Origin of the sequence: Bacillus sp. UNC322MFChir4.1, from assembly GCF_000746135.1 — a bacterium.
Lineage (GTDB): Bacteria > Bacillota > Bacilli > Bacillales > Bacillaceae_G > Bacillus_A.
This window is the reverse complement of sequence record NZ_JQKQ01000016.1, coordinates 41,908-61,616: the sequence shown is the minus strand read 5'-3', so window position 1 is coordinate 61,616 and position 19,709 is coordinate 41,908. Positions and strand designations below refer to the sequence as shown.

At 31.5% G+C, this 19,709-nt stretch carries 22 protein-coding genes; 17 read left to right on the top strand and 5 right to left on the bottom strand.

The annotated features are described in order from the left end of the window. Nucleotides 1-191: 191 nt before the first annotated feature. The 5 genes from BR72_RS09185 (at nt 192) to BR72_RS09165 (ending at nt 3,706) form a co-directional block, all read left to right on the top strand. Nucleotides 192-728 (top strand): GNAT family N-acetyltransferase, encoded by a 537-nt coding sequence (locus BR72_RS09185; protein ID WP_035432229.1) that lies wholly within the window; start codon nt 192-194, stop codon nt 726-728. Nucleotides 729-1,309: 581 nt separating this feature from the next. After that, nucleotides 1,310-1,678: a VOC family protein gene (locus tag BR72_RS09180; RefSeq protein ID WP_035432227.1), complete on the top strand. Its 369-nt coding sequence runs from the start codon at nt 1,310-1,312 to the stop codon at nt 1,676-1,678. Nucleotides 1,679-1,842: 164 nt separating this feature from the next. Further along, on the top strand, nt 1,843-2,487 hold the full coding sequence (locus BR72_RS09175; protein WP_035432225.1) for a hypothetical protein: 645 nt from the start codon (nt 1,843-1,845) through the stop codon (nt 2,485-2,487). Between the two features lie 175 nt (nt 2,488-2,662). Further along, entirely contained in the window at nt 2,663-3,448 is a 786-nt protein-coding gene (locus BR72_RS09170) for a class I SAM-dependent methyltransferase (RefSeq protein WP_035432224.1), read from the top strand. Nucleotides 3,449-3,520: 72 nt separating this feature from the next. Then, nucleotides 3,521-3,706 (top strand): DUF3970 family protein, encoded by a 186-nt coding sequence (locus BR72_RS09165; protein WP_035432221.1) that lies wholly within the window; start codon nt 3,521-3,523, stop codon nt 3,704-3,706. Nucleotides 3,707-3,770: 64 nt separating this feature from the next. On the opposite strand, the gene BR72_RS09160 is transcribed toward BR72_RS09165, so the two are convergent. Beyond that, nucleotides 3,771-4,541, bottom strand: coding sequence for a sulfite exporter TauE/SafE family protein (locus BR72_RS09160; protein WP_035432219.1), 771 nt, complete (start codon nt 4,539-4,541; stop codon nt 3,771-3,773). A 472-nt stretch (nt 4,542-5,013) separates the two neighbouring features. On the opposite strand from BR72_RS09160, the gene BR72_RS09155 reads away from it, so the two are divergent. The 5 genes from BR72_RS09155 (at nt 5,014) to BR72_RS09135 (ending at nt 8,580) form a co-directional block, all read left to right on the top strand. Further along, complete coding sequence (locus BR72_RS09155; protein ID WP_035432217.1) at nt 5,014-5,796, top strand: TrmB family transcriptional regulator; 783 nt, start codon at nt 5,014-5,016, stop codon at nt 5,794-5,796. Between the two features lie 266 nt (nt 5,797-6,062). Then, nucleotides 6,063-6,629, top strand: a complete 567-nt coding sequence (locus tag BR72_RS09150) for a sigma-70 family RNA polymerase sigma factor (RefSeq protein ID WP_035432216.1) — start codon at nt 6,063-6,065, stop codon at nt 6,627-6,629. After that, nucleotides 6,626-7,726: a DUF4179 domain-containing protein gene (locus tag BR72_RS09145; protein WP_035432214.1), complete on the top strand. Its 1,101-nt coding sequence runs from the start codon at nt 6,626-6,628 to the stop codon at nt 7,724-7,726. Before BR72_RS09150 ends, BR72_RS09145 begins: the two co-directional genes overlap by 4 nt. Nucleotides 7,727-7,833: 107 nt before the next feature. Next, nucleotides 7,834-8,082, top strand: coding sequence for a GlsB/YeaQ/YmgE family stress response membrane protein (locus BR72_RS09140; protein WP_035432212.1), 249 nt, complete (start codon nt 7,834-7,836; stop codon nt 8,080-8,082). Between the two features lie 102 nt (nt 8,083-8,184). Beyond that, nucleotides 8,185-8,580: a hypothetical protein gene (locus BR72_RS09135; RefSeq protein ID WP_035432210.1), complete on the top strand. Its 396-nt coding sequence runs from the start codon at nt 8,185-8,187 to the stop codon at nt 8,578-8,580. A 21-nt stretch (nt 8,581-8,601) separates the two neighbouring features. Here the strand turns inward: BR72_RS09135 and BR72_RS09130 are convergent, their stop codons facing one another. Beyond that, on the bottom strand, nt 8,602-9,813 hold the full coding sequence (locus tag BR72_RS09130) for an MDR family MFS transporter (RefSeq protein ID WP_035432208.1): 1,212 nt from the start codon (nt 9,811-9,813) through the stop codon (nt 8,602-8,604). 100 nt (nt 9,814-9,913) lie between these two features. Here BR72_RS09130 and BR72_RS09125 point away from each other — a divergent pair, with 100 nt between their 5' ends. The 4 genes from BR72_RS09125 (at nt 9,914) to BR72_RS09110 (ending at nt 13,968) form a co-directional block, all read left to right on the top strand. Continuing rightward, the gene (locus tag BR72_RS09125) at nt 9,914-11,689 is read left to right on the top strand and encodes an SgrR family transcriptional regulator (protein ID WP_081904840.1); all 1,776 of its coding nucleotides are present in this window, start codon (nt 9,914-9,916) and stop codon (nt 11,687-11,689) included. Between the two features lie 198 nt (nt 11,690-11,887). Beyond that, the gene (locus tag BR72_RS09120; RefSeq protein ID WP_035432203.1) at nt 11,888-12,511 is read left to right on the top strand and encodes a YhbD family protein; all 624 of its coding nucleotides are present in this window, start codon (nt 11,888-11,890) and stop codon (nt 12,509-12,511) included. A 13-nt stretch (nt 12,512-12,524) separates the two neighbouring features. Continuing rightward, a complete protein-coding gene (locus BR72_RS09115) occupies nt 12,525-13,235 on the top strand; it encodes a polymer-forming cytoskeletal protein (RefSeq protein ID WP_035432200.1) in 711 nt (236 codons plus the stop codon). A gap of 25 nt (nt 13,236-13,260) precedes the next feature. After that, nucleotides 13,261-13,968, top strand: a complete 708-nt coding sequence (locus BR72_RS09110; RefSeq protein WP_035432197.1) for a polymer-forming cytoskeletal protein — start codon at nt 13,261-13,263, stop codon at nt 13,966-13,968. Nucleotides 13,969-14,098: 130 nt separating this feature from the next. Here BR72_RS09110 and BR72_RS09105 read toward each other — a convergent pair whose 3' ends face one another. Further along, complete coding sequence (locus BR72_RS09105; protein ID WP_035432195.1) at nt 14,099-14,419, bottom strand: hypothetical protein; 321 nt, start codon at nt 14,417-14,419, stop codon at nt 14,099-14,101. A 297-nt stretch (nt 14,420-14,716) separates the two neighbouring features. Here BR72_RS09105 and BR72_RS09100 point away from each other — a divergent pair, with 297 nt between their 5' ends. Both BR72_RS09100 and BR72_RS09095 read left to right on the top strand, forming a co-directional pair. Beyond that, entirely contained in the window at nt 14,717-15,574 is an 858-nt protein-coding gene (locus tag BR72_RS09100) for a DegV family protein (RefSeq protein WP_035432194.1), read from the top strand. Between the two features lie 217 nt (nt 15,575-15,791). Further along, entirely contained in the window at nt 15,792-16,022 is a 231-nt protein-coding gene (locus BR72_RS09095; protein ID WP_035432192.1) for a hypothetical protein, read from the top strand. A gap of 226 nt (nt 16,023-16,248) precedes the next feature. Here BR72_RS09095 and BR72_RS09090 read toward each other — a convergent pair whose 3' ends face one another. After that, the gene (locus BR72_RS09090) at nt 16,249-17,400 is read right to left on the bottom strand and encodes a tyrosine-type recombinase/integrase (RefSeq protein ID WP_035432189.1); all 1,152 of its coding nucleotides are present in this window, start codon (nt 17,398-17,400) and stop codon (nt 16,249-16,251) included. A 351-nt stretch (nt 17,401-17,751) separates the two neighbouring features. On the opposite strand from BR72_RS09090, the gene BR72_RS09085 reads away from it, so the two are divergent. After that, nucleotides 17,752-18,735: a hypothetical protein gene (locus BR72_RS09085; protein WP_035432187.1), complete on the top strand. Its 984-nt coding sequence runs from the start codon at nt 17,752-17,754 to the stop codon at nt 18,733-18,735. A gap of 219 nt (nt 18,736-18,954) precedes the next feature. Here BR72_RS09085 and BR72_RS09080 read toward each other — a convergent pair whose 3' ends face one another. Then, nucleotides 18,955-19,524, bottom strand: coding sequence for a hypothetical protein (locus tag BR72_RS09080; RefSeq protein WP_051957276.1), 570 nt, complete (start codon nt 19,522-19,524; stop codon nt 18,955-18,957). Nucleotides 19,525-19,709: the final 185 nt, after the last annotated feature.

Below are 19,709 nucleotides of genomic sequence, written 5' to 3'. Positions count from 1 at the left end.
CTGTATATGAAACCTCCCTTTTCATGCTCTAGTATAAAATTCATGTTTTAATTCAGAGTATATATTAAAGGTTTAAAAGAGGATTTTCAATTTATTTGATTTAGAGATTATTGACATAACGAAGGCAAGTTAATTCATGAAGGATATGGGCTATTGAATATACATACATTATTTAATTAGGGGGAATATAGATGTCAAATTCAAAAAATAATGATTGTTACAATGTTCGGACGGGAAAAATAGAAGATGCTGAAGCAATTTTAGACATACAGAAATCAATTGTTTCCGAAGGCCAGTTTCTAATTTCGGTACTTGAAGAGTTTAATAAAACGTCATCTCAACAAAAAGAATGGGTACAGGGCATATTAGAGAATGAAAATGAAACATTATTTGTAGCTGAAAAAGATGGCGAAGTTGTTGGTTGGATCGTATTTGAAACTACTAAAAATAGAAAACGATTGTCTCATACAGGTTCCTTTGGAATATTGATTAGAAAAGGTTACAGAGAACTGGGGATTGGAAAAATGCTACTAAAAACTTTATTAGAATGGGCAGAGAACAATCCATTTATTGAAAAGGTAAGCTTAGGAGTTTTTTCAACCAATCATAAGGCAATAGCATTGTACAAAAAGATGGGGTTCATTGAAGAAGGTCGTAAATTTAAAGAATTTAAATTTAATGAAAATGAATATGTTGATGATATTCTTATGTATAAATTAGTTAAGTGAAATTGTGAAAATTAGGTTATTAAAATGTTTGCTAATTACTATGCTAATTCTACTACCTTTTAAAATGAGTAAAAATATCGTGTGATTCATCAAGGATTTAGTTTATATAAGATAGTTCGCTAAATATCAAGCGAACTTATTTTTTTGAAAGGAAACTGGAATTTTATACTAAAATTAAATTAAAAGTAAATCTTAAAATGGTATGGAAGTGAACGTCAACTACCCACCACTTCAATAATAGTTGAAAAACGCTTGATTAACCAAGCGTCTTTCGTGTGAATTATACTGCTAATATGAATTTACATTCAGTGCTATTTAATCAATAAATTGAGATGTTATTTCGTTTTTTCTCCACGTTAGCCGAACTACTTAATAAGAGTTCAATACTTTTTTGTCACTAAAATAACTACATGAATCCAATTGCAAAGTCAGTGTAAAAAGGAATGATATAACAACACGAATCATTGATAAGTGATGCTTATCTTTATTCATAAAAAATATAAAATTTACTTATAAAACAAGTGTGATATTCTTAGAATAGAAGATGAATTGGTAAAATTTTATATTTAAGGGGCGATAATATGATTAAAGGATTACATCACGTTCAGATAACTATTCCAAAAGGGAAGGAAGAAGAAGGAAAAAAATTCTACTGTGGTGTTTTAGGTTTACAAGAAGTTGAAAAACCTGAATCCCTTAAAGGACGTGGAGGTTTTTGGATGAAAATTGGTGATAAAGAGGTTCATATAGGAACAGAAGATGACTTTGACAGAATGAAAACTAAAGCACATATCGCTTATGAAGTAGAAGATATCTCATATTGGAAACTAAGATTATCGCAAGAAAATATAAAGATACTAGATGCCGTTCCGATTCCCAACTTCGAACGTTTTGAATTTAGAGACCCGTTTGGCAATAGAGTAGAAATGATTCAAAATTTGAAAATATAAGTTAGAATCGTTTCAACTAATGGAATAGGATAACGAAATGAAGAAAAAGGACTTCCTTGTGAAGGCCCTTTTTTAATACTTATAGAAACAATCTTTTCAAACATAGCCTTATAAAAAATTGGTGATTTATGTTATGGTGTTATAAAAGTAACGGGGGGAAAATGATGAAAGGGAATATAAAGGAGATACAAACAAACGACAAAGCAATTCGTTATACACATTTAGAAAAGGGTTCTGAAATGATTTGCTTTATGTTTTCAGGTTCAGGTTACAATTACGATAAACCCTTGTTTTATTATTCGAAGATGGTAATGCTCCAAAACAAAATCGATATTGTTCAAATCCATTATTCCTATGATGAACAAACAATGAAAAAACCGATTGAAGAACTAACGAAAATAATGATGGATGATATTAATCCAGTGATTTTTGATGTTTTAAAAAATGGGCAATACAACAATTCGATTTTTTTAGGAAAATCACTCGGAACAATTCCAATTGTGAATGACTTAATGAAGAGAGAGGAATTCTTAAACTCAAAAATGATTTTACTCACCCCTTTGCTAAAGCTTGATTCGATTTTTGACTCAATCTTGAATAGTCATCATCAGGGGCTTTTAGTTATCGGGAATAAAGACCCTCATTACAATTCAAATCAAATTGACCAATTAAGTAAATCAAATTTAAAGATTGATGTTGTCCAAAATGCAAACCATTCCTTAGATGCTGAAGAATTTGAAACGAAAAATTCAATTTTAGCTTTATCAAAGGTAATGGAAAAGCTTCAAGAAACTGTTAGGACAAATTAGTAATAAGCTGATGGTATCAAAAGTTCACCAATTGGGGTGCTGGTTTTATTTTTTAAAAATGAAGTAAATAGTTGTGAGATGATGCTAGTTTTATACTTCAACGTTTTGATGAAGAAGACAGCCTAAACTTGATCATAAGATTAATATAAAATGGTAATGAAAGAAGCGGATAGAAGTGAATAATGAAGAGTTAATTGTAAATCAATTTGGTCAAAATGCTGCGAAATATGTAATGAGTAAAATTCATGCAGATGGAAAAGATTTACGCAGTCTTATTGAATTTGTTCAAGGTGAAAAGAACGAACGGCTTCTTGATATAGCAACGGGCGGAGGTCACGTTGCGAATGCATTAGCCCATTTATTTCAGGATATTGTTGCATTTGATTTAACGGAGAACATGTTAAAGAAAGCCGAGCAATTTATTCGATCAAATGGACATTCGAATGTTTCGTTTGTACAAGGAAATGCAGAAAAATTACCATTTCCAAATGAATCATTTGATACAATTACGTGCCGCATCGCTGCGCATCATTTTACAAATGTTAAGCAGTTTGTTGCAGAGGTGCAGCGAACATTAGAGAGAGAGGGATTCTTTTTTCTTGTTGATAATGTTGCTCCAGAACTTGAAGAATATGATGATTTTTATAATTTTGTAGAAAAGAAGCGTGATCCAAGTCATTACCGTGCTTATAAAAAAACAGAATGGATCTCTTTATTAGAACACAATGGTTTACAGGTACAGTCATATATCACATTTGATAAAGAATTTAATTTTGACTGGTGGTGTGAAATGATGGATGTTCCTAAAAATGTTAGGGATGAATTAACATCATTTATGATAAATGCTCCTAAGGAAATGCAAGAATGGTTTCATATTACAATCGAAAACAATGAAGTAAAGTCTTTTAATACAGAAGTAGCATTGTTTGTTGTAAGAAAAACATCTACGTTAAAACGATAATTTATACTTGTGAGTTTCATAGTAATCGATATACTTGATAGAGTATAGAATATTTAGTAGGGAGCAATAACAATGATTCGTGTACGTATTGAAGGAACAGAAACGGAAGTTATGCAATTTTTAAAAGATATGCCTGAGGTACCTGGATATGAAAGAACATATGCACGTGAACCGCGAAAGGGCAATAACCCGAAGTATACAAATAGCAAGAGTGTTTTAGCATATCTCACATATAAGCAAAAAGAGGAAATAAAATAACCAAGCCTATTTAGGATTGGTTATTTTATTTTGAATAAGACAGAGGCAACGATTTTTGATTCAATTAAATGAGATGTACATAATCTAAAATATTTTTTCCTATTAAAAAAAGAGTAACCACAATAAACAATATTCTCACATACGAGACCCCTTTTTTAATTGCAAAATTTGATCCTACAAAAGCTCCTAAGATCATAGCAATCCCCATTGGAATTCCATATGAAAAATTCACGATATCTAAGTATAAAAACATGATGAGAGCGGCAATGTTACTACCAAAATTAAGGACTTTTGCATTGCCAGCTGACTGAATAAAATCAAACCCAATTATTAAAAAGGAAAATAGCAAAAACGAACCAGTTCCAGCTCCAAAGAAACCATCATAAAATCCAATTATAAATACTGTTACCGCAAAGACGGCTCCTTTTTTCAATCCCATCCCTTCATATTTAGAATCCTTACCCCAATCCTTTTTGAAAATGGTATAGATCGCAACTGTAATTAGTAATACTAGTACTAATGGTTTTAATACTTGTGAGGAAATGTGTTTTACTACATATGCACCAAAAAACGAACCGATGACAGTCAATGGGAACAATTTAGATACAAGTCGAAAATTTACTTTTCCTGATTTAATAAACGAAATTGTACTTGTTAAAGCTCCCATTGAACTTGCCAATTTATTTGTAGCAATTGCTGTTGAAGGTGGAAGCCCGGTAAACAGTAAGGCTGGGATAGAAATCAAACCGCCTCCTCCAACTACTGAATCGATGAATGCAGCTAAAAAACCAGAGAGTACTAAAAAAACTAATGTGTAAATGTTTATATCTTCCATAATAACAACCCCTATAATGTAAATTAATTTCTAGCAAAACGGTTTGATAATTAGTCACTATCTTAGTAGTGACTAATTATATGTTAGCAAAATTATAAGTATTTGTGAATGAAAAATTCGAAAATAATGACTAATAAGCAAAGTTAATAAATTCAATTATTTAAACCCATCTTGATTTTTAACAAATAAGTCACTGATAAGTAGAAAAGAAGTGCAGATCTCTTGTTTTCTCCCTTTGTTTTAACCTTCGTCCGTGGCAGAAAAAGTCACTGACCGCTCCTATGCATGACTAGATGCACTCGCCCACCTAAAAAGAAAAGATTTTTATGTCGTCTTTCAATTTGTATGTAAATAGATGTTAGCAATTCACAACACTATAGAAATTATTTACTAAACTGTTGTTTAACGATACTATTAGCTTTAGTAGTTAAATGTTTACAGTTTTATTAAACGCTTATATAGGAAGGTTAATATGGAAAAAATCTTACAAAAAATTCAGTCGTTAGGTTTTAATCAATACGAAGCGAAAGCGTATGTAGCCCTCGTATATTTAGGGACATCGAGCGCTTATCAAGTAAGTAAACAATCGGGTGTTCCTCGTGCGCGGATTTATGAAGTGTTAGAAGGATTAGAAAAAATGGGTGTAGTGATGAAAGAAGAAATAAATGAGGCCACACAATATTCTCCTTTACCTGTTGATGTATTTCTAGAATCAATTAAACAAAAATGGGAAGATACATATACATCTGTACAACAAGAATTAAAAGTATTTGAGAGTCAAAGGCCAAAAGCTGATCCGTGTGTTACAACGATAAAGGGGGAAGAAACGATACTTTCATTTTGTCGAATTCTACTTCGCCGAGCTCAAAGCAGAATTATTATATCGATGTGGGGGGCAATGTATGAAAAGCTTGAAGATGATTTACAAGAGATGCAAAAAACTTGTAATCTAAAGGGAATTGTCTTTCAAGTTGAGAATCCATTACCAAATTTAGTGATTCATCGTAAGACCGATTACGTAGATAACATCGGTGAAAAAAAGTGGTTTATTATTTCTATTGATGGCAAAGAAATGATTTACGGCTATCCTGTAGAACAAAATGGAAACACCTTTTATACTGACGATCCTGTACATGTATCTCTATTAGAAAATTACGTATGGCATGATGTATTAGTAAATCGATTAATGCAGGAAAGTGAGGAGAATTTACAACCTTGGATTTCTGCAGAAAGAGAGAAGTTTTTTAATAAATAATCTCAATATACTCCTTTATAAAATTTGAAAATCCTATAGAAATGGATACAGAGATCGCTTAACGTTTAATGTTAGCGATCTTTTTCTTTCATCATACATTTTACGATAAAGCAAGTGAGCAACATTAACATACCGTATTTATATATTTTTTTTGTAAACTACTATGAAATTTATATTTGAAATCTTTAATAATTGTGAGAGAAAAAATTTTTTCACACGTTATATAAAGTGTAAAAGCTTTTACAAAACGTAAGGGGAGTTGTCACATGAAGTCTAATGATACAAACTTTATTCGGCGATTACAGCGGCAAAAAGAAGACGCGCTGGAATTCATAGTCGATATGTATTTGCCATTAATAAAAGGAATTACTTATAAAATCCTTGCTCCAATTGAAAACAAAGGAGTTATAGAAGAATGTATAAATGATGTTTTTTTATCCATTTGGAATAATTCGAGAAAGTTTCATGGAGATCAAACCGATTTTAAGAAATGGATTTGTGCGATTGCGAAATTTAAAGCGATTGATTATTACCGAAAGGCCACTAATAATATAGAACTTCCTCAAAATCATATGGATTTGAATGCAGAAAAATCACCTGAAGATGAATTGATTTTAATAGAAGACCGAAATGAACTTATAAAGTTAATTAATCAGTTAGAGCCTGTCGATAGAGAGATTTTTATTATGAAGTTTTTTCTAGGTTTAAAGACGGAAGATATTGCACAAAAATTTGGTTTAACTAGAGCAGCTGTAGATAATCGGATTTATAGGGGGAAAAAGAAACTGCAAAAAACTGCTACAAATCTTAATTTGGGAGGTAGTGTAGTATGAAAGATATTTATGAGTTATTAAATGATGTAGATATGGATGAAACGGAATTTAAAGAAATGGAAGTAAGTGAACTAGAAAAGGCAAAGGTGAAACGTTCTTTAAAACAATCAATGCATAAAAAGAAAAAAACGAAAAATTGGAAAATGAAAGTTGTGGCATCTACAGTTATTGTTGGTTTATCAGCTACCACTTTGGGATTAGCGTTTCCCACTTATGCGGGGAGTTTACCTATAATGGGTGATATTTTTCGATTTTTAGATAATGGGAGAACAGGTCTTTATGATCGTTATAAAGAGTTTTCTACTGAAATGAATATGACAAAAGAAAGTAATGGCATTAAGGTTACTATAAATGATGCGATTTTTGATGGGAAAACAGTATCAGTAACATATTCTATAGAAAGTGAACAAGACTTGGGGGATAAACCTGATGTATTAGGTAATTTAAATTTTTTAGGACCAGATGGAATGACAGGAAGCTCTCAAATATCAAAAGTTGCTGATAGGAAGTATGTAGGGTTGATGACAGCTACTCATCAAGGTCTAAAGAAAAAAGAATCTATAAAGGTAAGATGTGACATAGAAAGTATTACAATTCCAAATCAGAAAAAAGAGATTAAAGGAAATTGGAATTTCGCGTTTACTTTAAAAGCAATAGATAGTAATGAAAAATCGATTAACGGTAGTGCAGAAAAAGATGGTGTCAAAGTAAATATGGAAAAGTTAACAGTAACACCGATGTCATTCATTGTTTACTACAACCAGGAGGTTAATAAGGAAGTTAGAAAGAAATGGGATGACGTGAACGTAGAGTTAGAAATTAAAGATGACTTAGGAAATCAGTATTCAGGAGAAGGAAACGGAGGGACAGGAAAAGATCCTTATAATATTAGCTGGAGTAAAACTTTTCAAAAGCTTGATAAAAATGCAACAGAACTAATCATAACCCCTCATATTAATTTGCGAATTCATACTCCTAATAATCACGGCGGAGTAGAAATGACAGGAGGGAAAGAGAAGAAGATTTCAGTGCCAGAAAAATCTGGTGGTGAGAAAAATTTTGATTTAGACAATATTGTTATTGATTTAACGAAATAGCAATATTCTATGAACGTTTTAGTGTATTTTTTCATAAAAATGTAACATAACTAAAGATAAGTAATTACACATTTTGATATGTTTACATTTTTAAGGAGGAATAATGAATGGTATTTATATGGTCATTAATTGTTGGGGGCATTTTAGGCTGGTTTGCTAGCTTAATTATCGGAAGAGATGTTCCTGGTGGTGTAATTGGTAATATTATTGCGGGGGTTATTGGATCTTGGATTGGTACATCGCTTCTTGGAAGTTTCGGTCCTGTGATTGGTGGATTTTCGATTATCCCAGCTTTAATTGGTTCCATTATTCTTATATTTATCGTTAGCTTTTTACTTCGGTTGATGAAAAAGTAAATTATTTGGACTGTTTACTCGCGTAAGCAGTCCTTTTTCGTTAATTTTGTGTTATATTTATAAATCTGTTATGCTAGAGACATAACATTTGGAGGTGTCAACATGAAAGAATTTACAGTCAATTTCCATCAAGAAGATAATGCAAAAGCAACGACAGTTTATAAATTAAATGAAGATGATTTTAATAAAGCAACAGAAGGCGGTACACGTCATCTGTTTGATTTAGATACAAACGTAGGTTTCTTTGTCTTCTTCGATGCTGAAGATGCTGAAGGTAATGAGCAATATTTAATGCTTCAATATGAAGGAGATCATGAAGAGCCAAGCGCGTGCTACGGTTTTGATTTAAAACTATTTTATCAATTTGTAGCCTTGTATTTAAATGATCTTGAATTCCAAGGTGAAACGGATGAAGAAGAGGAAGAATATGGTCCAATTCATCATTTAGCACATTTACTATATCATATCGTAGAAGATGGTAAAGCTATTGAAGCTTAATTACATAAGAAAGGCTGCTCCTTATGCGGACAGCCTTTTTGATTTGTCTTGTTTAAGAATATAATTTATAAACAGATATTGACACGTGCCGCCAATGATCAGAATAACGGCGCACATATTAAATAAGAAACTCCCGCTGAAGTGTTGTAATAATAACGCTCCGGCTGCTGGACCGAGCATTCGTGAGATATCCCAGTGGGTACCGTAAATGGAGAAATAAATTCCTCGCATATGTGTTGGCGCTAATTCTGAAACAAAACGTAACAGATGATTTAAAGCGATACTTTCTCCAATTGTTAAGATTAATAGTGTGAAAAATAGTAACCATAATGTATTAGAGTAGCCATAACCAATTGCAGCAATCGTATAACAAACATAAGAGATTACAATAATTTTTTGCATAGAAAATTTCTCCGCCCATTTTACGACTCCCACTTGCAAAACAATCTCCATAATACCTTTACAAGTAGCCATAAATGTAAAAACAAACATAAAATTCGTGAATAATTCCTTTTCGGCATATAGTCGATAGTTTGTTTCTATTTGTGCATAGAAAAAACTAATTGGTAACATAAAAATCATAAGTCCAAACACGCTATAATGTTGCGTGAGAAAATTTCTCCATTTTATTGAAGTGTTTTTTTGTTCATCATGTTGAAGGATTGGAGCTGTTTCTGGAAGTTGTGTCCATACAATAAACGAATAAAGAAATAAAGCAGCGGCTTCTAAGATAAAAAGTATGGTTGGATTATCATTATAAAAAAGGTATCCAATGGCTGGGCCAATGATTGCCCCAATAGCTCCAACTGTTTGAATAAGAGCAAATACTTCGGCCTGCTTTTCTTTCTCCGTTACATCTACAATTTGTGCTCGTTGTGCAGGAATATAAAGAGAACGCCCTAGACCATTCATAATGTAGAAGAGAGCGAACAGTATAACCGATTTGGCAAAAATGAAACCAGTCATAGCGCATGCTTGTAAGAGTAGTCCAATTAAAATAATTCTTTTTCGTCCATATCGATCTGTAATAGTACCGCCGAAAAGTGTAAAGAGAATTTCACTAAGCGGTTGTAGCCCAAAAAGTAACATAGTAAACAAGGCGTTTCCATTTAATGCTTTGTTTACATATATGATAAAAATAAGTGCGAGCATCGCTCCGGTTATACTAGTTAATAGTTCTCCAAATAACCGAATCCAAATAGGTTTACTGTAACGTTTTGCAAATGTCATCATTTTATTCTCTCCTTTCTATATGGAAATTTTATGATGGAAAGGGAAGAGGAAAAAGAGTAGAATGAAGCAAAGAAATTTTTCATCTTTTAGGGGGATAGGCATGATAATTTTGGATCATTACATACAGCTTTGGCTTCAGTATGCAAATGGGAGAAATCTTGGTGAAAACATAGAAATATCGCTGCAAGACATTTCAAAATCATTATATTGTACAGATCGAAATAGTAAATTCACAATAAAAAAACTAGAAGAAATGCAATGGATTTGTTGGATACCAGGGCGTGGAAGAGGAAATCGCTCGAAAATTGCTTTTTTACAAGATCCCGCAACGATTATTTATGAAAAAGGAAAAGCACTAGTAAAACAAGGCGAAATCAAAAGTGGAAAAACTTTTATTCAAACATATGCAAAACATTTTCCCTACATATTAGAACAATTCCAAACGTGGATTGACACACTTTTTGGATACCACATTGAACAGTCACCGCAAGGAAGAATCGATGTTTTACGTTTAAACATGCGCATACGCCCAATTACATGTCTAGATCCTATGTATGTGACACTCCGTTCTGAGTGTCACATTGTTAAGCACGTTTGTGATACGCTCGTTCATTATAATGAACTGACAAATGAAAGCGAGCCTCGTCTCGCTTTTTATTGGGAATATAATCATATACATAAAATATGGACATTTTATCTTCGTAAAGGAGTGTATTTTCATAATCAAAAATCGTTTACTGCAGACGATGTCAAATATACTTTCACCCGTTTTTTAAGCACAGAGGACAATCCGTATCGCTGGATGCTACAAGATATTAAAAGAATACATATCGTAAATGAATATACAATCGAAATTCACTTACAAAGTGAAAATGAATTATTTTTACACATATTAGGAGGAGAACATTGTTCTATTATTTGCGAGTCACCTGTAACAGAGGATTATCAATGCTTATTAAATGGAACAGGTCCATTTAAACTTGTTAAAAATGATGATACCGTCCTTATTTTAGAAGTTAATCCGATATATTTTCGTGAGCGCCCATTTCTTGATCGTATTGAGCTATGGTATGCGCAATATTTAAGCAGTTATAGTGGTTATGAAGTATTAGCTGGCTCTTTACAGCATGATAAAAAAAGCGTTCAAAAAGAAACGTCTCAATTAGAAGCGAATGTAACATACATAACACTTAATATAAAAAAGCAAGGTCCGATGCAACATATAGCTTTTCGGCAAGCTTTACAACAAATTATTAGTGGTCAAAAAATAGTAAATGATTTAAAAGGGGAACGAGGAGAAGTAGCAACGAATCTGTTATTAGGAAAAACAATCGAAATCAAGAAAGAAAGTTCAATGAAAGAGTTATTGAAAATTAGCGGATATAAAGGAGAAACATTATATTTATATACCTTTCAAGAGCAGGATCATGTTGAGGATTCACATTGGATTCAAAGTGAATGTGCCAAGTACGGTATTCAAATAGAACTATCTTTTTTAGATGCACAGGAGCTTCTTACACCTCGAGTTATACAACAAGCTGATTTGATTCATGATAGTGCTACAATAAGTGAAAATGCAGAGTTAAGTTATCTGTATTTATTACTAACGACAAATAGTTTTCCTCATCAGCATAGTTCCTTTCATTTAAATGAAAAGCTGAAACGAGTATTTAAGGAAGAAAATCAGAGTGTGCGAATGCGATTGTTAGGGGAAACAGAACAGGAGCTTTTAGAAAATATTCATATCATTCCTTTGTATCGTAACAATATGACGGTACATACGCATGAGACAATACAAAATGTAGCTATTAACTCACAGGGCTGGATTGATTTTTATCACATATGGTTTAAGCGACTACTTAACGTAACAAAGTAGTAAAACAGAGTGCATATAACCCATCATTTCTTTGATTGTAATATAATGAAATGATGGGTTTACTCTTTAAATGGGCGGGATAAAGCTACACTATTCCTAGTAATGATATTAGTATATTTTTCATAAAAACAGGAAAACATACCTTTACAGCGTAACAATGTTATGTTACATTGAATAAAAAGAAGGGAGAGCAAAATTTTGAGTCAGGACTTAATTTCGAAAAAAGATTTGTTAGATCTTACTGGAATCTCCTATGGTCAGTTATACAGATGGAAAAGAAAAAACTTAATACCAGAAGATTGGTTTGTGCGAAAATCAACGTTTACAGGGCAGGAGACGTTTTTTCCAAAAGAAAAGATTTTAGATAGAATCGAAAAAATTCAAACGATGAAAGAAAATTTGTCACTTGATGATTTGGCGAATATGTTCTCACCAAATGTGAATGAGATTAGTTTATCAAAAGAAGGAATTATACAACGCGGAATTGCTTCAGAGTCAGTGGTCAATTTTTTTATAGAGCAAAATCAAGAAATGACTGAATTTCGGTTTGGAAAAATCCTTGTTATTTATATTTTAGAAAAAGCACTTCAGTCTGGAGAGATTAGCCTTGAAGAAGGAAAGATGATGTTACTTGTTTTAAATGAACATTATGAATCGATGAAGAATAAACATGCTGAGCTTATTTTTATTCGAAAATTAGGGATTTCAACATGTTTTTTACTATCAAGTGTAGAGGACTTATATTTTGATCAAGGTACGAAAATCGTGATACGTTTACCTTTAATGATTTGTACAGAAGAACTAAAAACAAAGTTATTATGATGGAGGGAAAGTAGTGAAAACTCATGACTTATTAATTAATGGACATGGAACGTCGAACGGAGGGCAGTTTCACAATGTACAATTAAATGGAAGTGGGACTGTAAATGGGGATGTAGAATGTGATGATTTCGAGTGTAACGGCTCTGGTCATATAAATGGGGATTTAAAAGCGGAGAAAGTAAAAATAAGTGGATCCGGAAAGATAAGTGGAAAAATTGATGCCGAGCAAATGAGCATTGAAGGTAGTGGCAATATACAACAGGATGCGGTTGTAAAGAAAATAAAAATTTCAGGTAAAGGAACAATCGGAGGAAATGTATCTGGTGAGGACATGAACATTTGCGGTAAAGCAATTATTGATGGGAATTGTGAAGTAGATACATTCAATTCAGAAGGACAATTTACCGTGGGTGGCTTATTGAGTGCAGATGATATTTTCATTGAAATACACGGAGAATGTAATGTAAAAGAAATAGGCGGTCAAACGATTAACATAAAACATAAGAAATCCACTTTAAGTTGGCTTTTTGAAACAATGTTTCCTCCTCGAATGAAAACGGAATTAATAGAAGGAGACAATATTATAGTTGAGTATACAATTACGAATACGATTCGAGGTAACAATGTTACAGTTGGACCTAATTGTGAAATTAATCTTATTGAATATACTGGAGTTTGTAAAATTGATAAAAATGCAAACGTAAAAGATATCCGAAAAATTTAAATTTTTATAGGAAGGGGCAAATGGTGTGAAAGAACAGTATAATCTTAGTTTAAATGGATCTGGTAATTCATCAGGTGGTATATACAAAAATGTCAACATTCGCGGTGAAGGAACGATTTTGGATGATATTGATTGTGATGTGTTTAAAACGTATGGGGCGAGTGAAGTACAAGGGAATATAAAAGCACAAATGGTAACTGTGTTTGGTGAAACAAAATTTCGTGGTGATTTGCATTCAGAGAATGTAAAAGTTAACGGTAGTCTTGAAGTTGGTGGTACAGCAGAAGTGAAACGTACAAAAGTGCGAGGGATGTTTGATATAGGCGAAAGTTTTACTGGTGAAGAGGTCAACATAACAGGTGGAATAAACGTAAAAGGAAACTTAGAAGCAGAAAAATTTACAATAAATGGCGGTTTTACGATTGCAGGTATGTTGAACGCTGGAAATATTAATATTAATCTAAGATATGAGCACAGTAATGTAGAAGAAATAGGAGGAGACAAAATTACTGTTCGAAAAAAATCATCGTTTGTTCCTTTTTTGAAACATAGTGGTTATCTCCATGCTAATGTAATTGAAGGGGATGAAATTTATCTTGAATATACAAAAGCTGATATTGTTCGGGGGAAAAATGTAACGATTGGTCCAGAGTGTGAAATAGGAGTATTGGAATATCACGAAACTTATAAAAATGACAATCAATCAATTGTGAAAGAATTTAAACAAATATAGAGGAATACTGAAAACCATGATTTAAGAGCCGCTTTTAAGCGGATTACCTCAATAAAGAAATTGATGAAAAACACTCCCTTCAAATGTAGAGAGTGCTTTTGTTTTAATGATTGAGAAACTTTTACAGAAATTATTCTTCAATAATTTCGTATTCTTCATCTGCTAAAAGTAAAATTTGAAGTTTCTTACCTTTATTATGTACTTCAATTACATCATATGTTCCTAAGTTTTTCACTTTATTCGGTGAAGCATTTACCATTCCTTCAACAGAGTCGATTAAAATATCTTCTTCAATGTAAGTTTCAGGCAAAGACATATCCTCAGTTTCTAGTACACACGCATATAAATTTTGTAAATCAGTAGCTGATGGATTTAATTCCTCAACATCAATGATATTTTTTACAGCATCTACATGTTCTTCTTTCGGTTGATATACTTTAATTTTAGCCATGTTTTATTCTCCTTTATTTCTTATTCTAAGAGGCTATATATTATTATAACTTTTTTTATGAAAAACATGAAACAGTAACATCACCGTAAATGAAAAAAATGATATATTTTTTAAGTTTTTATCGATTTTCTAGTTATGATTGAGAAAAAAGTCATTGTTGTATCTTTGTGCGAATATAATATGGTAGTAATGTGATGTATAAAATTTTTTCACTTTCTTAATCTTTGTATTGGCTATATAATTTAGAAGAGACGAATCGGACTGTTTATTTATAAAAGAATTGAGGTTTAACAAACTATGACAATAAAAATTATTACAGATAGTGCAGCAGATTTACCGAAAGAGCTGCTTCATACTTATGATATAGAGGTTATTCCTCTTCGTGTATATGATGAACAAGAAAATGAATTTATTGATGGGGTAACACTAGATCCGATTGACTTACTACGAAATATGAGAGAGGGAAAAGTATATAAAACATCTTTACCTTCTTTAGAAAAAATCCAAGAAGTATTTACTACATACGCAAAACAAGATGTTACCTGTATTTATTTAGCCTTTTCTTCTGAACTCTCTGGCACATATCAATCCTCTGTTATTGTAAAAGAGGAAGTAAAAGAAATCTACCCTAATTCCTCTTTGGAAATCATTGATACAAAATGCATATCAACTGGTCAAGGATTACTCGTAGTAGAAGCTGCCAAAATGGCACAAAGCGGAGCAACAAAAGAGGAAATATTAAGCCGTATTGCTTTTATGGCTAAGCATATGGAACACATCTTTACGGTTGCAGATTTACAATATTTAGTTCGTGGCGGACGGTTAAGTAAAGTAGCGGGCTTTATAGGAGGCTTATTAAATATAAAGCCTATTTTAAATGTAGAAGATGGAAAACTTATTCCGCTCGAAAAAATTCGCGGCCGCAAGAAAGTATTTCAACGTATAGTAGATATTATGGAAACAAGAGGTAAAGACCTTGGAAATCAGACAATTGGAATTTCACATGGCGATGATTTAGAAAGTGTTAACATATTATCAGAAATGATTACCGAAAAATTTGGATGCAAAATATTTGTAGTAAATTCAATTGGTGCGGCTGTAGGAGCACATGCTGGTCCAGGAACTTTAGCTGTCTTTTTCTTAAATGAAATATAAGAAAGAACAAGTCTCTTGAAAAATAAGAGGCTTGTTTTTTTCGTTAATAAAATTACGAATACAACTGTTTCGTCTGTACTTTTGAAAAAGAAAATAAGTGGACCATAGTATCTAGAAGTAATATTTTTCAGGACAAAATAATGATTTTATTATATAATTTTCACATAATAAATATTAATATTTGATCATTTAAAAAACATGTTAAGGATGTATATTCATGAAAAACGTTGATTTTATACTTGAAAGTGATGAGATATTAAAGCCATCAGAACGGCTTATTTTATTACTATTAGAAAAACATAGAATACTATATACAAATGATTTACTAGTATTATCGAATTTATCGTATAAAACATTAGTAGATTCACTAACAACACTCGTTATGAAGTCGTATGTCAGCAAAGAGAGTGGAAAAGGCCGCAGACAAAATAGATATAGTTTAATGTAATTTGATTATCGTAAACTAAAAGAGGGAGAGTATATTGGATAGCTCTTCCTCTTTTATATATAAGTCACTGCTATGCAAAATACAGCATAACCGCGACTTGTTTTCTCTCTTTGTTTAAACCTCGCATGCGGCAGAAAAAGGAACTGACTGTGTCTATGCATAGCCAGATACTCTCGTCCTTCTCTAAAAGAAAAGGTTTTTTATGCTGTTTTTTAACTTGTTAGAATTAAAATTCATCCTCGTGAATTAAATTCCCAGCGTCATGATCTTTCATTAATCGTTGCTTCAAATAATTTTCTTTTGTCGTTCTATCATCTTTATGCCCAACAGCTGCTGCAATGATGTGCGGTGGTAATTGCTTATAATCATATAAATATTGAACATAAAAATGCCGAAAGAAGTGCGGGGTTATTTTTTCATTTTTTGTAAACGATAAACCTGTTTCTTTTATAATTTTAGTAATGTATTGTGACAGGTAATTTTCTTTATATGCCGTATGATTTTTTGTTTGAAAAATTGTACCGCCATTTTTGATTCCTAACTCAATTGGTAAACGGCGACGTATTCGAAAACCAATGATCCGTTCAAAGACAGCTTTATTAATGGGGACGATTCGCTCAGAATCTCCTTTTGTATTTACATAAAGATAATAACGATCGCGTAATGCGTCGTATTCTAAATCTTCCCATTTTGCATTAGCAACTTCGGCAACACGTAACCCGGTAGTTGCTAATATGGAAAGCATGGCATAATTAATAGGATTATTTTTATAATAAGAAAGCAATTGTTTTACTTCTTCGTAAGATAACTCTCTTCTTGGTTTATGTTTTTTCGTTATCGTTGTACTTAGTATCTCAATGTATAAAGGCTCTTTAATATATTCAATTTCATATAACCACTTTAAAAAAGAACGTGTAATGCGTAACTTTCTACTTATTGTTGTTGGCTTATAACTTTCATTTGATTGATAGGAAATAGCTTCTTCAGCAAGCCACTTTTGATAATTACGAATGTGTCGTTTTCGTAAATTTATCCAAACTTTACCTTCTACGAAATGTTCCACATCCATTTGTAAAAATTCAATATGCTCTTTAATAAAAAGATAAAATTGTGATAAATCTCTAGCATAGAGAAGACGAGATGTATCTTTCACTCGTTTTTCCTTATCAAAATGTGTTTGTCGATTTAAATAATAGTACAAAATCTCTTCATCAGAAAAACCTTCATACGAATATGTATGTTGACGTTCATTTTGTTCTTTTCGATCCTCAGCCTCCTTTAAAAAATCTTCGTTCCATATCGCAATCGCATTTGCTAATTTTTCTTTATTCTTTAATAACGAATATTGATTATGAATTGGTATTAAATTAATTTTCATGTTGTATCAAATCCTTATTAATTTCTTTTATAGTATGAATAAAAGAAGATGAATTATATCTACTATTTATTTTAAAGTGCATGTACATAAAATACAATATAATTTCTAAACTATAGAAAATCACACATTTTCTATGGTTTAGAATCTATTTATAAATTTAAGTTTTTATTAGTTGAATTAAAATAATATAAAATTTAATTTAAAAACAAATAGAAATCACGTATGTGTCTAATATAATTATAGTTTCGTAATTATATGTGCTATAATAAATTTATAATGTATATTACTTATTTTTTAAATTCTATTTTCATATAAATTATATTTAGTTTTAATTAGAAAGGATTTATTTTTATGAACGATCATACATACGAACAATATATGGATACAAATGCGGTTAAAGAATTTTTACGTATTTCAAGTTTCACATTTAAGAAATTGATGAAAGAAAATAAGTTATCGCCAATTAATAAAGATACGTGGCGATTAGATGGAAGTTTTTTGTTTCGAAAAAATGAGGTTATTTCATTACAATCACAGTTACATATAGAAGGAATGACTTTAAACCAAGCAAGTAAACAGTTTCATATTAGTATGTATCAATTATTGAAATGGATTGAAGAAGGGGAGTTATCCTATACAATTCAAATGCATAGAAATAAAGAAACAAAGTTTGTAAGAGAAGATGATGTAAAGAATCTTGCCGAAAATTTAGATGATGCAAATAGTCTTTATACATATTCTCGAAAGTATAATGTAGTTTTATTTCAAAAATTTATACAAGGGAATACAATTGCACGAATAACCTCTATTCCAAAAAGAGGAGATATTATCGTAACAGATGAATTTGGAAATGAGATGACATTGCAACAGGCGAAAGAAGCGGGCTTTTTTGCAGCATATCAACTATCAGATAAACCAAGAAGCCACCATCAAAAATTTGTGATGTTTCGCTTTTTGAAAGCACACAATTTACGAAGCGATATTTTTCAGCGAATGGATTTCTTATTGCAATATGTATCACCTAGAAACATTCGAATTTCAGAAGAACATAATTTCTGGATAATTGAAATTCGTCAATCGCTTATTCAAGTTCCCATACAAATTCAACAAGAGTGGATCGATTCTCTTATACCATATATAATAGAAGGGAAATTAGCAAAACGCCCTAATAATAGTATTTACTTAGATAGCAATAGTGTTACGAAAAGCATTATACTAACTTCATCAGAGTATCAATCTATCTCAAATATAGTAAATGAAGAAAAGATGTCGATAGAGGATTTTATAACTTCTGCAATTCAAGAAAAATTAGATCGGTATATAATGAAATATTAAAAGACTTATTCTGTAGGCAGATAATTCTTTTAATATACAAAAATATCCAAACCCTCTAAAAAACGACCTTTCAGATTCCTTTATTAGAGGGTTTTATATAAGTAATAATGATATTATACCTATAATGTACAAAGCTTTATATAAAGATAGATAGGAGGTTTAAATTGATTTGGATATATTTAGTATGTTATTTCTCTGTATATAGTTTACATAATAATTTTATGTATTAGAATTTCGAATAAAAAGCATAGAGTGTCTTTCCGTAATTTCGTAATATTGTTTAAGTTCATTCGTGATCCTTTGTCTTCCTTGTTCACTTGTATGCCAAGTATCGCGATTAATTTGTCGCAAATCTTGCAGTGGAAGAACATCTAATATTTTATCTTCAGCCGCATATAGTGAAGCAAGTAATAAAAATCTTCGACAGAAAAAACTTTTTCCAGCGAGTAATACATTCGTTACTTCTTGTTTATTAATCATGTTAAACGCACTTTTTATTACATCTTCTACATTAGAAAAATCTCCCGTAATCGGTTGGATGTTCTCGTGAGGAACACCTAATTGAATTAATCTTTCTCTATGATATTCAAATTCATTCGCCTGTAGAAACGTATTAAAAATAGAAGGAATGAAAATATATTTTACAACTTCTTGATGGTAATGCTTTGCAACAAGTTCGTTTAATTCTGGGAAATGACCGGGATGATATAGCATAATGTCTGTTTCTGTAAACAAGTGCTTACGGTCTATAAAAATTAAATCACTAATTGTAGAATAATAGTTCATCATGATAAATTCCTCCTTAACAAAAATATAGCCCTTTAAAAATTCGGTATTGATTGACTAAAATCCTGTATGAGAATTCGACAACAATAATTAATTATTGTTGTTATAAATCTATGTGATAAAAGAGCAAATAACATTATTTTATAAACAAGGATCTATCATATTCTGTTGAAAAAAGACTGGAGTAT